Origin of the sequence: Mycolicibacterium llatzerense (assembly GCF_025331195.1) — a bacterium.
GTDB lineage: Bacteria > Actinomycetota > Actinomycetes > Mycobacteriales > Mycobacteriaceae > Mycobacterium > Mycobacterium llatzerense.
In genome coordinates this window covers 1,103,677-1,118,107 of record NZ_LXOV01000001.1, presented here as the reverse complement: position 1 = coordinate 1,118,107, position 14,431 = coordinate 1,103,677, and the positions used below count along the sequence as shown (strand labels likewise).

At 65.8% G+C, this 14,431-nt stretch carries 15 protein-coding genes and 1 pseudogene; 11 read left to right on the top strand and 5 right to left on the bottom strand.

What is annotated here, in order from left to right:
• The first annotated feature begins 164 nt into the window (after nt 1-164).
• The 8 genes from A7G45_RS05690 to A7G45_RS05655 all read left to right on the top strand — a co-directional run bounded on the left by A7G45_RS05690 (nt 165) and on the right by A7G45_RS05655 (nt 8,704).
• Nucleotides 165-1,811: a peptide ABC transporter substrate-binding protein gene (locus tag A7G45_RS05690; protein WP_260934678.1), complete on the top strand. Its 1,647-nt coding sequence runs from the start codon at nt 165-167 to the stop codon at nt 1,809-1,811.
• Between the two features lie 3 nt (nt 1,812-1,814).
• On the top strand, nt 1,815-2,741 hold the full coding sequence (locus A7G45_RS05685; protein WP_260934675.1) for an ABC transporter permease: 927 nt from the start codon (nt 1,815-1,817) through the stop codon (nt 2,739-2,741).
• Nucleotides 2,734-3,693: an ABC transporter permease gene (locus A7G45_RS05680; RefSeq protein WP_260934672.1), complete on the top strand. Its 960-nt coding sequence runs from the start codon at nt 2,734-2,736 to the stop codon at nt 3,691-3,693. The genes A7G45_RS05685 and A7G45_RS05680 overlap by 8 nt, the downstream gene beginning before the upstream one ends.
• Nucleotides 3,693-5,429, top strand: coding sequence for a dipeptide ABC transporter ATP-binding protein (locus A7G45_RS05675; RefSeq protein ID WP_260934669.1), 1,737 nt, complete (start codon nt 3,693-3,695; stop codon nt 5,427-5,429). The genes A7G45_RS05680 and A7G45_RS05675 overlap by 1 nt, the downstream gene beginning before the upstream one ends.
• 159 nt (nt 5,430-5,588) lie before the next feature.
• Nucleotides 5,589-5,987, top strand: a complete 399-nt coding sequence (locus A7G45_RS05670; RefSeq protein WP_131630790.1) for a hypothetical protein — start codon at nt 5,589-5,591, stop codon at nt 5,985-5,987.
• An 83-nt stretch (nt 5,988-6,070) separates the two neighbouring features.
• Nucleotides 6,071-6,904, top strand: a complete 834-nt coding sequence (locus A7G45_RS05665) for an SDR family NAD(P)-dependent oxidoreductase (protein ID WP_043987505.1) — start codon at nt 6,071-6,073, stop codon at nt 6,902-6,904.
• Between the two features lie 25 nt (nt 6,905-6,929).
• Nucleotides 6,930-7,985, top strand: coding sequence for a DUF6670 family protein (locus A7G45_RS05660; protein WP_043987504.1), 1,056 nt, complete (start codon nt 6,930-6,932; stop codon nt 7,983-7,985).
• A 113-nt stretch (nt 7,986-8,098) separates the two neighbouring features.
• Entirely contained in the window at nt 8,099-8,704 is a 606-nt protein-coding gene (locus tag A7G45_RS05655; protein ID WP_043391920.1) for a TetR/AcrR family transcriptional regulator, read from the top strand.
• On the opposite strand, the gene A7G45_RS05650 is transcribed toward A7G45_RS05655, so the two are convergent.
• Both A7G45_RS05650 and A7G45_RS05645 read right to left on the bottom strand, forming a co-directional pair.
• Nucleotides 8,701-9,198: a nuclear transport factor 2 family protein gene (locus tag A7G45_RS05650; protein WP_043987493.1), complete on the bottom strand. Its 498-nt coding sequence runs from the start codon at nt 9,196-9,198 to the stop codon at nt 8,701-8,703. The two genes, A7G45_RS05655 and A7G45_RS05650, sit on opposite strands and share 4 nt — an antisense overlap.
• Entirely contained in the window at nt 9,195-10,061 is an 867-nt protein-coding gene (locus A7G45_RS05645) for an LLM class F420-dependent oxidoreductase (protein WP_043987492.1), read from the bottom strand. The genes A7G45_RS05650 and A7G45_RS05645 overlap by 4 nt, the downstream gene beginning before the upstream one ends.
• A gap of 84 nt (nt 10,062-10,145) precedes the next feature.
• Here A7G45_RS05645 and A7G45_RS05640 point away from each other — a divergent pair, with 84 nt between their 5' ends.
• The 3 genes and pseudogenes from A7G45_RS05640 (at nt 10,146) to A7G45_RS05630 (ending at nt 12,107) form a co-directional block, all read left to right on the top strand.
• Entirely contained in the window at nt 10,146-10,970 is an 825-nt protein-coding gene (locus A7G45_RS05640; protein WP_260934659.1) for an SDR family NAD(P)-dependent oxidoreductase, read from the top strand.
• 2 nt (nt 10,971-10,972) lie between these two features.
• The gene (locus A7G45_RS05635; RefSeq protein WP_043987490.1) at nt 10,973-11,593 is read left to right on the top strand and encodes a TetR/AcrR family transcriptional regulator; all 621 of its coding nucleotides are present in this window, start codon (nt 10,973-10,975) and stop codon (nt 11,591-11,593) included.
• A pseudogene (locus tag A7G45_RS05630) lies at nt 11,590-12,107 on the top strand (nuclear transport factor 2 family protein). Before A7G45_RS05635 ends, A7G45_RS05630 begins: the two are co-directional and overlap by 4 nt.
• Nucleotides 12,108-12,116: 9 nt before the next feature.
• On the opposite strand, the gene A7G45_RS05625 reads toward A7G45_RS05630, so the two are convergent.
• From A7G45_RS05625 to A7G45_RS05615, 3 genes are read right to left on the bottom strand one after another with little or no spacing between them, the layout of a single operon-like run.
• Nucleotides 12,117-12,431, bottom strand: coding sequence for a hypothetical protein (locus tag A7G45_RS05625; RefSeq protein WP_043391397.1), 315 nt, complete (start codon nt 12,429-12,431; stop codon nt 12,117-12,119).
• 26 nt (nt 12,432-12,457) lie between these two features.
• Nucleotides 12,458-13,822: a neutral zinc metallopeptidase gene (locus tag A7G45_RS05620; protein ID WP_043987489.1), complete on the bottom strand. Its 1,365-nt coding sequence runs from the start codon at nt 13,820-13,822 to the stop codon at nt 12,458-12,460.
• A gap of 3 nt (nt 13,823-13,825) precedes the next feature.
• Nucleotides 13,826-14,362 (bottom strand): anti-apoptotic protein, encoded by a 537-nt coding sequence (locus tag A7G45_RS05615; RefSeq protein ID WP_043391392.1) that lies wholly within the window; start codon nt 14,360-14,362, stop codon nt 13,826-13,828.
• Between the last annotated feature and the right edge of the window lie 69 nt (nt 14,363-14,431).

The window sequence follows — 14,431 nt, the reverse complement described above, 5'->3', positions numbered from 1 at the left end:
TGCCAGCCGCTGTCGGCATGGGTTTTCCCGATAGATCCATAGCGGGCGGCGCAACGATGAACGCCTTCGTCCTACGCGAACACGAGGGCTCGTACTCAACGTTCCCTGCCTGGCCGAGGGGATCGAGCTGTGGGAATGTGAAGGCCCGCGATCGGAGGTCCGAGGTGAAATGGGCAGCAAGGGCATTGTGCGCGGCGGTGACGGGCGCGGTGCTGGCCGCATCGGGGTGCAGCCTGGAAGGTGCGCGCGGCAACTATGGCACCGGCCCGGATGCGATCATCACCGTCAACGGTGGTGAACCACAGAACGGCCTGGTACCCACCAACACCAACGAGAACATGGGCGGTCGCGTCGTCGATTCGTTGTTCACGGGGCTCTATAGCTACACCGCCGACGGCACGCCGGTTTTGGCGAACGCGGAGTCCGTGGACACCACCGACAACCAGCACTACACGGTTCACCTCGTACGGGATTGGACCTTCACCGACGGCACCCCGGTGCGGGCCGAAAACTACGTCCGCGCTTGGAATTTCGGTGCGGCCACCGTCAATGGGCAGCTGCAGCAGAGCTTCTTCTCGCCGATCGAGGGATACGACAGCGTCGCCGCCGAGGGGTCCTCGCTGACCGAGATGTCGGGCTTGAAGGTGGTGGACGATTACACCTTCACGGTGCGCCTCACCAGCCCCAACATCGACTTCAAGCTGGGGCTCGGGTTCACGCCCTTCAAGCCATTGCCCGATGTGTTCTTCACCGAGGGCGCGGCCAAGTTCGGCGAGCATCCCGTCGGGAACGGCCCGTACATGCTGAAGGGCCCGGACGCCTGGCTGCACAACGTCAAGCTCGACGTGGTGCGCAACCCGAATTACAAGGGTCCGGACAAGCCGAAGAACGGTGGCCTGAGCTTCATCTTCTACAGCAGCTTCGACACCGCGTACACCGACCTCGAGTCCGGCAACCTCGACGTGCTCGACACGGTGCCGGTGAGTGCGTTGGGCACCTATCAGAAGGTGCTCGGGAGCCGGGCGTTGACCAAACCGACCGCCCAGAACATGCAGCTCGGAATCCCCTATTACCTGCCGCATTTCAGCGGCGAGGAGGGTCGCCTACGACGCGCGGCGATTTCGATGGCGATCAACCGGCCCGAGATCATCAAGGCGATTTTCCGCGGCGCCCGCGGCGCGGCCCAGGACTTCACCGCCCGGTCGCTACCGGGCTGGGACCCGAACATCCCGGGCAACGATGTGCTGAAGTTCGATCCGGTCAAAGCCAAGCAGCTGTGGGCGCAGGCCAACACGATCGCGCCGTGGTCGGGATCGTTCGAGGTCGCGTACAACTCCGACGGCGATCACCAGGAGTGGATCGACGCGCTGTCGAATCAGTTGAAGAACACGCTCGGCATCGACGCGCACGGCGCTCCGCAGCCGACGTTCAAGCAGGTCCGGGACGCAATCACCAAGCGGACCATTCGGACCGCATTCCGCAGCGGGTGGCAGGGCGACTACCCGTCGATGATTGAGTTCCTGCAGCCCCAGTTCGTCACCGGCGCGGGCTCCAACGATCCCGTCTACAGCTCACCGGCTTTCGACGCGAAGCTGATCGAGGCCGAACGGGCGCTCGATCCGAACCAGTCGTATGCACTGGTCAATCGGGCCCAGGCGATCCTCATGCACGACCTCCCGGTGATCCCGCTCTGGGACTACACCGCGGCCGGCGGCGTCGGGCCGGGTGTGACGGCCCAGCTGACCTGGAACGGTCTGGCCGATTTCACCCAGATCATCAAGGGCGACGTTGCCGAGAACACCGAGGGGTAACCGATGCTGAGATACGGATTGAGCCGGCTCGGGCAGGTGGTGATCGTGTTCTTCGGCGCCACTTTCCTGATCTATGCGCTCGTCTTCCTGCTGCCGGCCGACCCGATCTCCGCGCTGGGCGGCGGCAAGCCCATGTCGCCCGCGCTGATCGCGACGCTCCGCGCGCAGTATCACTTGGACCAGCCGTTCTACCTGCAGTACTGGCACTACATCAGCGGAGTGTTCCGGTTGGACTTCGGCACCTCCTTCTCGGGCCAGCCGGTGTTCGACGTGATGAAGCGCGCCTTCCCCGTCACGGTCGACCTCGCGCTCATCGCGATCGCCGTCGAGGCGGTGTTCGGTGTGACGTTCGGCGTGCTCGCGGGTCTGAACAAGGGCAAGTGGGTCGACACCACGATCCTGATCGTGACGCTTCTCATCGTCGCCGTCCCGATCTTCGTGATCGGCTTTGCGGCTCAGTACCTGTTCGGTGTGCGCTGGCAGATCTTCCCCGTCACCGTCGGCGGCCACCTCGACCTCTATCACCTGCTGCTGCCCGGATTCGTGCTCGGTGCGGTGTCGTTCGCATATGTTGTCCGGCTGACCCGCTCGTCGATCGCGGAGAACCTCTCGGCGGACTACGTGCGGACCGCCACGGCGAAGGGGCTGTCCCGCCCGCGGGTGATCGTGGTGCACGTGCTCCGCAACTCGCTGATCCCGGTGGTGACGTTTCTCGGCGCCGACCTCGGCGTGCTGATGGGCGGCGCGATCGTCACCGAGGGCATCTTCAACATTCCGGGAGTGGGCGGAACCATCTATCAGGCGGTGATCCGGGGCGAATCGTCGACCGTCGTGTCCTTTGTCACGGTGCTCGTGCTCATCTACCTGGCGTCCAACGTGGTGGTCGACCTGCTCTACGCCGCCCTCGACCCGAGGATCCGCTATGCCTGAGACCCCGAACCAACCCACCCGGTACCCCGGCCAGGAGCGTTTCGTCGCGGGCCCTGACGCGGTCAGCGTCGCCGAGGTCGACGCGGTCGCCGCCGACGTGCATCCCGCTGGTTTCTGGAAGTCGGCGTGGCTGGAGCTGCGCACCAAGCCGGAGTTCATCGTGTCGATGGTGCTGCTGGCCATGATCGTGGTCGTCGTGCTCTTCCCAGGACTGTTCACCAGTCAGGACCCGCATTACGGTTCGCTCGAGCAGTCGCTGCTCCCGCCCAGCTCCGAGCACTGGTTCGGGACCGACCGGCAGGGCTACGACATCTACACCCGAACGATCTACGGCGCCCGTGCTTCGGTGGCGGTGGGCGTACTGACCACGATCGTCGTGGTCCTGATCGGCGGCCTGCTCGGCAGCGTGGCCGGGTTCTTCGGTGGCTGGATCGACTCGGTGATCGCGAGGCTGGCGGACATCTTCTTCGGTATCCCGCTCATCCTGGCGGCGGTGGTCACGATGCAGATGATCAGCTCGCGAACCGTGTTCACCGTGGTGATCGTGCTCGCGATCTTCAGCTGGCCGCAAATCGCGCGCATTGCCCGATCGGCCGCGATCGCGGTTCGCAACGAGGAGTTCATCACGGCGGCGCGGTCGCTGGGAGCGTCCCGGGTTCGCACCCTGTTCACCCACGTCATACCCAACGCGCTGGGTCCGGTGATCGTGGTCGGCACCATTTCGCTGGGCATCTTCATCGTCACCGAAGCGACCCTGTCGTATCTCGGCATCGGATTACCGTCCACGGCGGTGTCGTGGGGCATCGACATCGCGGCCGGGCAGCAACTGCTCCGCGAGGGCACGCCGATCCTGTTCTATCCCGCGGCGGCGCTGGCGATCACCGTGCTCACCTTCATGATGCTCGGTGATGTGCTGCGCGACGCGCTGGACCCGAAGGCGAGGACCCGCTGATGACCCAGACGTCGAAGGACGGATCTGCGCCGCTGCTCGACATCCGCGACCTGCGGGTCGAGTTCCGGGTGCAGAACAAGTCGGTGCCCGCGGTGCGAGATGTGAGCCTCACCGTTTACCCGGGGCAAACGGTGGCCATCGTCGGGGAGTCCGGGTCAGGCAAATCCACCACGGCCGCCGCGGTGCTCGGTCTGTTGCCGGGGACCGGCAAGGTGACCGGCGGTCAGATCCTTTTCGACGGCCAGGACTTGGCTGCCGCGTCCCGCCGCGACTTCGAGAAGATCCGGGGCAGCGGCGTCGGTCTGGTCCCGCAGGACCCCAACACCAACCTCAACCCGGTGTGGCGCGTCGGATTCCAGATCCGCGAAACCCTGCAAGCGAATGGTGCAGCGAAGCGGGGCGATGCGCGCAAACGCGCGATCGCATTGCTCAGCGAGGCAGGCATGCGCGACCCCGACAAGCGAGTCAATCAGTTCCCGCACGAGTACTCGGGCGGTATGCGCCAGCGGGCGCTGATCGCGATCGGACTCGCGTGCCGGCCGAAGCTGCTGATCGCCGACGAGCCGACCTCGGCCCTGGACGTGACCGTGCAGCGGCAAATCCTGGACCATCTCGAGGATTTGACCACCGATCTCGGCACGGCGGTCCTACTCATCACGCACGACCTCGGCTTGGCCGCGGAACGCGCCAGCCACCTGGTCGTCATGTACAAGGGGCGGGTGGTCGAGTCCGGACCAGCCCTGCAGATCCTGCAGGACCCGCACCACGAGTACACCAAGCGGTTGGTGCGCGCGGCGCCCTCCTTGGCCGCCCGGCGTGCCCACGGCAAGACCCTCACCGACTTGGACCATGGCGAACTCCTCGGCGACCAGGCGCTGCAGCTCAAGGTCACCGGCACCATCGCCGAACCTAACCAGCACGCGTCGTCCGGTCCTCAGGACGTCATGGTCGCGGCGAACCTGGTCAAGGAATTCCCGATCCGTGGTGCCGTCCCCTTCAGCGGCGGCTCGACCTTTCGTGCCGTGAACGATGTGAGTTTCACCCTGCGGCGCGGGACGACCACCGCGGTGGTCGGCGAGTCCGGCTCGGGAAAGTCGACGGTGGCGCGCATGGTGCTGGGACTGTTGGAGGCGACCTCGGGCACGGTGCACTTTGACGGGAAGGACGTCACGTCGCTGCGCGGCGCCGAAGCGAAGGAGTTCCGACGCCGGGTACAGCCGGTGTTCCAGAACCCGTACGGGTCGCTGGATCCGATGTACTCCATCTACCGGGCGATCGCCGAGCCGCTGAACATCCACGGCATCGGAGACAAGTCCTCCCGCACCGCCCGAGTGAAGGAACTGCTGGACCTGGTCGCGCTGCCGCAGTCGGTCATGCAGCGCTTCCCCAACGAGCTGTCCGGCGGTCAGCGGCAGCGCGTCGCGATTGCCCGCGCGCTCGCCCTCAACCCGGAGGTGGTGGTGTGCGACGAAGCGGTTTCCGCGCTGGACGTCCTGGTGCAGGCGCAGATCCTCACGCTACTGAGCGAGCTGCAGAACGAGCTCGGCCTGAGTTACCTGTTCATCACCCACGACCTGGCGGTGGTGAAGGAGATCGCTCACAACGTGATCGTGATGTCCCGCGGCGAGGTGGTGGATTCCGGGCCTACGGACCAGGTGTACGAGAACCCGACGTCCGACTACACCCGAATGTTGATCGACGCGATCCCGGGCGGGACGATCGAGCTCGCCGGCTGATCCGTCCTGTGATCGGTTGCTGTCCGCCCTCACACTCGCGGGCCCAATCTTTGATTTGTGCGAGGAACCGGGCTGATCGAGCCGGCAACTCTTCCTCGACCACGGGACCAGTGCCCACACTCGGTACACGAATTTCGGTCGGCGAGCGGAGTGATCGGCGTGGAGACAAAGATCGTCTACGAAATCCCGGCGCCGACCCGGGTCGCGCCCGCCGCCGGCGTCGATTGGTACACCGGGGTCGAGGCGACGGCGACGTCCTGGCGCCGGCCGTCGGTGCTGCAGTGGACAGCCAGTACTGATCACCGCGGGACACACCACCGCTGCGAGCGGTACGACATCTCCGAGCAGTTCACGCCGAGCCTGCCCGCGTATGTGCTGACCGGGTACGGACTGGATTTCATGAGCGGCAGCGTGGACTTCCTGAAGTCGGTCGCCGACGAGCACTACGACCGGATGACGCGCCGTCAGCGCTGGAGTGCGATGAATCCGCACGCTGCGCTCGGCGACCACTGTGAGCCGCCGCTGTGGATGGCCGGGTCCGTCATCGGCGCGGCGTAGCGCCAGTGCGTGCCACATCAGCAAAAGTGACCGCATGGTAATATCGGCCGAGTCCCGGTGAGAACACCGTGTGGGAGGAAGTCATGTCCATTCGTAATGTCGTTATGGATCTCGTCCAGCGTCGGACGCTGCTGCCCGAGCGGCTCGACGCCGCGCTGGCCGGCCCGGGTCGCGACGTCAGTGATCTGACCATCGTGCTGACGGGCGCCTCGGCCGGAATCGGCCGACAGGCGGTCACCCAGCTCAGCGCCCGTGGCGCCACGGTCATCGCCGTCGCCCGTCGCGAAGACGAACTGCGGAGCCTGGCCGCCGAGACCGGATGCTCTTGGCGCACCTGCGATCTCGCGGACCAGGACGCCACTGCCCGACTGCTGACCGAGCTTGCCGATCAGCGGGTGGACGTCCTCGTGAACAACGCCGGCCACTCGATCCGCCGCAGCATCGCCGACGCCACCGACCGGTTGCACGACTACCAGCGCACGATGTCCCTCAACTACCTCGCGGCCGTCCAGCTGAGCCTGGGCCTGCTGCCCGGCATGATCGAACGCGGCCGCGGTCAGGTCATCAACATCTGCACGTGGGGCCTGCACGCCAACACATTTCCGCGATTCTCCGCCTATGCGGCCTCGAAGAGCGCGCTGGCGATCTTCGGCCGCAGCCTCAACGCCGAGCGGCCCCACCCCGGCATCAGCGCCACCAATGTCTACTTCCCGCTGGTCCGCACCGAGATGATCGCGCCCACTGCCGAATACGAAAGCGCCGCAGCACTTTCGGCGGAAGAAGCGGGACGCTGGATCGTCCGCGCGGTCACGCATCAGCCGGTGGAAGTCAGCCCGGCGGTCCTGCGTGCGGTCCTACCGACGATCGATCTCATCTCCCCTGCTACGGCCGACCGTGCCCTCGCGGCGCTCACGTAGCCCCGGCCGCAACTCGAAGGATCCGATGAACAAGCACCTGGTCTCCCGCGCGCTGTCGCGCGTCGTCATCGACGGCCTGCTGCCGCTGGTCGACAGCCGGCTGCCGGCGTCGCGCCTGCCGTTCGATGCCCCTGAGATTCTCAAACCCCATGATGTCTCGCGCGCCTGGGGCGTAACGCATTTCGGGGTGTTCGTCCCGGACCTGCCGGAGCCGTACCGCTACCTCAACACGATGACGCTGCTGGGCGCATCGGGTACCGAACTGTTCGACCTCGACCACCTCGCGGCGCCCGATGCGCGCGATACGTCCACGGTCTTCTCGTCGACGGCACATGCGGACCAGCGCTTCTATCGGGCCTACGACATGCACACTGACTGTTCGTTCACCGCCGACGGCCGCCGGCTGCGCTGGGCCGAGGACCTGGCCATCGATGTGGCGTTGCCCCACGTCGTCGTACGCGGCCGCTACCCGCAGTTCGACGTCGATCTGAAACTCGATGTCACAGATCAGGTTTCGTACTTCGTGAAATCGCCGGTGTACGACCATCTGAGCCTGCTCGCGCCGTATGCGGGCACCGTCGACGGCGTCGACGTCAGCGGTCTCGGCACCTTCGAGTACGCGAGAATCCGTACGCACCAGGCGCTTACCCGCAGTCCGGTGCCGGCCCGGTTCAAACTGCCGATGGACTTCTTCACCTACCAGATCATCAACCTCGATGAGCGCACTCAGGTGCTGCTGACCGACGTCCGGGCCCGGGGCCGGACTGCCTGCAAGTTGGCTCACGTACGAGTCCTCGGTGGTGAAACCGAGGTGTACTCCGACGTCCACTTCGCGGTCACCGAGTACGGCGAGCCACTGGTCGACGACCGCGGCAACACCATGCGAAGGCCCCGCAAGTTCAAGTGGTCGGTGCGCGACGGCGGCCGGGAAATTCTGGCCCTGATCGGCACCGTCGACTCGCCGTGGCGCCACGGCCACGGACCGGGATACGCCGCCGCCTACTCGTATACCGGTACCTGGGGTACCGGATCAGTTTCGGGCAGTGCATATCTGGAGTGGATCGACGTTCAGCCGCACTGAATCGGCCTGTTCGTCCCGGGCACCGGTCAACAACGGTTCGAACACCCGACAAGCCTGATTAGGCTGTCACGATGACCACGCGGCCCGTCAGCGGCAGAACCGGCACCAAAGGGGTGCCGCGCGGCGAGCGTGAGCAGCTGATCGTCGAGGCGGCAATCGCCGAATTCAGCCGGGCCACCTACGCGGGTGCGTCGCTGGCTGCCATCGCCGCGCAGGCCGAGGTCTCCAAGACCCTGATCATCAGCTACTTCGGGTCCAAAGAGGCGGTGTACGCCGCGTGCGTCACCAGGATCGGAAATCAGATCGAGCAGGCGGTCGCCGACGCGCTCCAGTCCCCCGATCACCTGGCCGGGGCCGGCGCCGCGGCCGGTGAGCCGGTGCTGGCCGCGATCTTCACGACGTTCGAGGGGCATCCGGGCGACTGGCATGTGCTGTTCGACCGGTCGGTCCCGAAGGGTCCGGCGCGGGATGCGGCGCGCGAGCAGCGGACGATCTTGCGCCAGCAGGCGTTCGCGGGAGTGTCGCGGTCCCTCGGCGGGGTCGGCCTGACCGATCCCGTCGATCTGGTCGCCGCCACCGGCGTGTGGGAACACATGGTGTCGGCACTGATGCTGTTCTGGCGCAATCATCCGGAGGAGCCCGCCGCTGAGATGGTCGCCCGCGCCCACCGGGTCCTGGCGGCCATGGCCGGGCACACGCTGGACAGCACGACGGGCTAGGTCACGACCCGTCCGTCGATACCGGCCGCCAACAACCTGCGGGGCGGCTCGGTCCCATCGAGGAGCCGGGTGATGCGTTTGACGATCAGCCAGCCGTGCGGTGCCTCGGCTGCGCGGTTCAGCTGGAAGTGGCTGACGCCGGCGCGGATGGCCTCGTAAGTCGTTGCGCGCCTGAGCAATAGCGTCGACTCACAGACCGCGACTGCCTCGTCGCCATGGATGGTGACGACGGCAGGACTCAGGAAGTGGGTGCATCCGGTGGTGATGAAGTCCTGATGACCGGGTGAGCGCACCATCGCGGCGACATCGTCGCGACCTGTCATGAGCCAGTTCTCGACGTCGTACACCCCGTCCGGTGCCCACATCGCGGCGACGGCGTCGGCCGAACCGGCGTCGACGAGCGGTCCGTACGAAGCGATCATCCGCTCGATGGCACGTTCGTCTTCGATGCGGCGCAGACGGGCTTCGAGCTCGGCGAGCCGCTGCTCGGTCACCGTTGCTCCGTGGCCAGCAGGTTCGTCAGGTCCGCCAAAGCGCCGAGCTGTTCGCAGCAGTGCGCGGCGGATCGGGAGGCGATGACGCACGTTGCCGCCGTCGCACCGGCGTCTTCGAGCGCACCGAGTTCGTCGAGTGTCTGTTGCGGTGCGCCCATCGGATCCAGCGGCCCCGTGGCGAGCACGACGTCGAAAGGGTCCGGAAGGTCCACGGCTGCAAGCATTGTCGCTATCTCGGCTGCCGTGAGGCCGAAGGGCATCCAGCCGTCCCCGAGCTCGACGGCGCGGCGAAGCGAACGCCGGGTCCGGCCGCCCACCCAGATCGGTACCCGCAGTTGCAGCGCGCAAGGGTCCATGACGACGGAGTCGTAGTTGTAGTACTTGCCTTGGTGCACTGGGTGATTGGTGGCCAAGGCCCCACGCAAGGCACTCATTGCCTCGTCTGCCCGGGCGCCCCGGTCGTCCCAGGCGGCGTCCAACAGGTCGAACTCTTCACGCAATGACCCGACGCCCACCCCCAGGATCAGCCGGCCGTCGCTGACCTGGTCGAGAGTGCCGTAGCGCTTGGCGATCTCCAGCGGATGGTGGTAGCCCAGCACCAGTACGGACGTCGCCAACTGAATTCGCGATGTCCGCCCGGCGATGAAAGCCAAGGTGGCCAACGGATCCCAGTACGTCGACCCCCGAGTGGCCGCGACATCAACTGGCACGACGACGTGCTCGGAGCAGGTGAGATAGTCGACGCCGAGCAGATCGGCCACGGCGGCGATCTCTCCGATCTCCGCGGCGCCTGCGGTTCTTTCCCACGTCGATGCGGTGGCCGGAACTTGGATGACCACCGGTGTCTGCAGTCCTATCCGCATGCACACGCCCTTCCGTCTTGGCGTCTGGATCGGATACCCTCGGACGCAGAAAACTAAAATGAATTTTAGATATGGGGTGAGAACTTGTCTAGCGAAGACGCGTTGCAGCTGCACAAGTACGGGCCGTGGGCCGTCATCGCGGGTGGCTCGGAAGGCGTCGGCGCCGAGTTCGCGGCACTGCTGGCGCAGGCCGGCATCAACCTGGTGTTGATCGCCCGCAAGCCGGGTCCACTGCAGGCCACCGCGAACCGGTGTCGCGAATCGGGCTTGGCGGTACGCGAACTCGCCGTCGACCTCACCACCGACGACGGCATCGACCAGATCATCAGCGCGACAGCTGATCTGGAAGTCGGGCTGCTCATCTACAACGCGGGCGCCAACACCCACAGCGCGGAGTTCCTCGACGGCGACCTCGGCGCGTTCCAGCGGGTCATCGATCTGAACATCACCACGCCGCTGCGGCTGGTCCAGCATTTCGGAGCGCCGATGCGCGAGCGCGGCCGCGGCGGACTGATGTTGGTCGGGTCGCTCAGCGGACATCTCGGGTCGGCGCGGCACACCGTGTACGGCGGTGTGAAGGCATTCAGCCGGATATATGCCGAAGGGCTCTGGCTGGAGCTGCGCGAGCACAACGTGGACGTCCTCGAGCTCGTCCTCGGCCTCACCAAGACACCGGCGATGGAGCGGGTCGGTCTCAATTTCGACATCCCCGGGATGCCGGCGTCCGATCCGGCCGACGTCGCGCGTGAAGGCCTGGCGAATCTCGCCAACGGCCCGGTGCACATCATCTCGAAGCACGCCGACAGCCCGGCCGTCCACGCCACCGGCGACCGCGGCAAGGTGCTGCTGGCGTCCCACGCGATGATCCAGAAGATGTTGCAGGGCACGCCTGCTGGACCACCGGAGTAGCGATGCCGCGAGCACCACTCGACCGGGAGCCGGCGACCCCGAGGACCCCCGCACAGATCGACCGCTGCGACCGCATCCTCGCCACCGCCGCGCGGCTCGGCGCGCGCCACGGACTCGAAGAAGTCCGGATGCAGGATGTGGCAGACCAGTCCGCGGTCTCGATCACCACGGTCTACCGCTACTACCCCACCAAGCATCATCTGTTCGCGGCGTTGCTCTTTCACTACACACAGAACGCCGCGCCGCCGGGCCCGACGACGGGGTACCCCATCGCCGACGTCACCGAACTCATGGCCGGCATCATTCGGACCATGCTCGCGCGCCCGCAACTGGCGCGCGCGATGATCACTTCGGTCAACGCCCGGCGCGCGGAATCGACTGTGAGCGGCGACTACAACCTGCGGAGCAACATCCTGGGTGTCGCCGGCATCGCCGCGCCGACCGCGGATGAGACGCAGATCGCGCTGCTGCTCGAGCAGTGCGCGTACGGCATCCTGTCGTGGGCCATCACCGGCGAGACGACGCCCGAGCAGGCCGAGCGCGACATGCGCCGCGCCTGTGAGCTGCTCATGGCGCCGTGGCGCCGACGCACCCGAACCAGACGAAATGAGGTCGACCGATGACCACCGACATCACCCTGAGCACCGGCGACCAAGCGCACGCCATCGAGGCATCAAACGCACCTTTGCCCGCCGCCTCCGGTGCATGGACACCAAGCAGTGGGAGATCTATCCGACGCTGCACACCGACGACGTCGTCTCCGAAACCTGGGATGGGTTGCCCGACAACAACAATTGGACACCCAAGGCCGGCAGTGGAAACCGTGTCGTCGGCAAAGAGCCACTGACGCGGGCCATTCGGTCACTGCTCGACGGCGGCACCACCGTCACGACCGTGCACCACGGCCACACCCCCGAGATCGAGCTGACCAGTGACACCACCGCCACCGGAATCTGGGCCATGGAGGACCAGCTGTGGTGGACCAACGGAGACATCGAAGAACATCTGCACGGTTACGGGCACTACCACGAGCAGTACCGCCTGGCGGACGGGAAGTGGCTGATCAGCTACCGCAAGCTGACGCGCCTGCGAGTCGACACCACGCCCCACTTCTTCGACTTCCTCAAGCGGCGGTAGGGCGCACTCTCATTTCAGCTGACTGGCCGCGTAGTCCTCGGGCCGGTTCGTCTTCATCCAGGCGCGCACCGGCCAGAACAACACCCACAGCACGCCGTACCCGACGGCGTAGATGGCCGCACACAGTGGGGCCGCAAACAGCCAGCCGGGGTAGATCAGCAGCAGGCAGAACTGCAGAAACTGTTTGACACCAACGGGATAGCCGTCGGCCATCGAAAAGAAGAATTTCGGGTGCATCGACCTCAGCAGGCCACGCCAGGCCGAGGTCGTCTCTTCCTCCGGTGTATCGCCGTCGGTGACGGCAGTCTGGTCGGGATGGGTCATGGGGCTCCTTGGCGGATCTCGGGATATCAGAGGGTCAGGCAGGGCTTGGCGCCGTCGTACACACCGCGGTGGTAGGCGTCGATGCGTTCGGTCCCCTGGCCGTGGTGTTGGACGTCCCCGCCGTCGGTGCGGTAGAGCAGCAGGGCGGCGACGGCCTTGTCCAGGTCGCCGGGCGAGAGGCTGTATCTGCTGTTGGGGCGGTTGTGGAGCAGGATGCTGGCGGCCCAGGAACCGGCGAGACAGTCTGCGCGCAGCGAGGTCTGCTTCGAGTCCTGCGGCTGGCCCATGCGGATCAGCGCCGCCAGTCCGTACTGTGTCGCGATGAGCGTCGCCACCGAGAAATCGCCGCCGCTGTCATAGATGTCGGGCATCGTCTTGACGTTGTCGAAGCCGACGTAATCGTCGTCCACGCAGTAGTACAGGACCGAACCCTTCATCGACTTGCCGCCGCAATCGGGCACCTTGTCAGGATCGATCTTGCGCGGTGCCTTCAGCGGAGTCCAGTCGTACTTGCCGTCGGTCAGCTCGGGGATCAGCTGCGTGAAGTAGTCCTCGAGATCCGCTGGGACACCATCGATTATCGCGTCATACGGAGCCTCGCCCCCGGAGGCCTGATCGGCGGCGTCGTTGAACGGCAATTCGACCACCACCGGGTCGCCGTTGCGATAGTCCGCACAGGCCTTCGGGCCCTTGCCGAACCCGGTGCGGAACGAGCTCACCCGGTCGAACCCACTGCCGTGCGCACTCAGATCGTGCTTGGCGGTACCCGGTTCATCGCGCAAGAACAAGAAACCGGCGAGGGCGTAGTCCATATCGTTGGCGCTGACGTTGTAGATGTCTTTGGCGTGGGCGGCCCACGCACCGGCAAAGCAGTCGGCCTGGATCTCCTTGGTCACCGTCTCGCCCTGGAAGTTCGCGCGGGCCTGGATCGCATGGCCCCACTCGTGGGCCAATACCAGCGGAATGACGAAGTCTCCGAACTTCTTTTGCAAGTCGGGTAGCAGCCCCGTGGCGTCCCAGGCCACGTCGTCGCCCTTGGAGCAGTAGAACGCATTGCCGGCAACGTCCGCGGGTGAGTCCGCACACGGCGGCACCGGGCCCTTCTTCGGGTCCACGGCGTAGAAGCCGCCCTTGACCGGCGTGTAGTCCTTCTCGTAGAGCTTGGGAAATTCGCTCTTCCAGTAGCTTTCGATGTTGCCGATGGCTTGGGCGACGATCTTGTTCACGGGATCCGATGCGTCGCCGTGGATCTCGGCCGGCGGGGCCATCGGCTTCGTCGTCGACGACGAACCCGCTTGAGGTTTCAGCTGCTTCTCGCCGCAGCCGGCGACGGCCAGGGTGCAGACCGCCAATAGCGCAGATGCCCGCCAGAGGGCTCGGTGCATTCCCATCGCTTACGACTTGGGCTTGTCGTCGACCTTGAACCCGTAGTTCACGTCGGAGCCGTCCACCTTGTTGACGGTGACCGTCACGCCGTACGTCTGGCCGCTGTCCTTGAGCTCGCAACGGAGGGTTGCGCCCTCCGTACCCTTCAGGTTCTCCGGGCACGTCAATGTTTCGGGCTTGGTCCCGAACTGCTGCCCCAGCTCTTCGCTGATCTGCTTGGCGACCTGGTCCTTGTCGATGGTCTGGACCATGTCGAACTTGACCTGCTCACCTTCGATGCTGGTGACCGTGACGTTGACGGTGCTGGTCTTGTCACCGACCTTCATGGTGCAGTTGATCTCGGCACCCTTTTGGCCCGCAAGGTTTTCGGGGCACGTCACCGAATCGGCCTTCTTGCCGTCGGCGCCGGTCATCTTGGTGATGATCTGGCTCTCGACATCCTTCTTGCTCACCGACGGCGTCCCGCTGGAGCAGGCAGCGGCGCCGAACACGGCAACCGTGATCGCGGACGCCAGAACGAGCCTCTGACACGTCGTGTTGGTCATGTCGCCAACCCCTTCCGAGTTTCGGGCGCCACTTACCGGCGCCGCACTGATCAAGCCGGACGGCAAAAG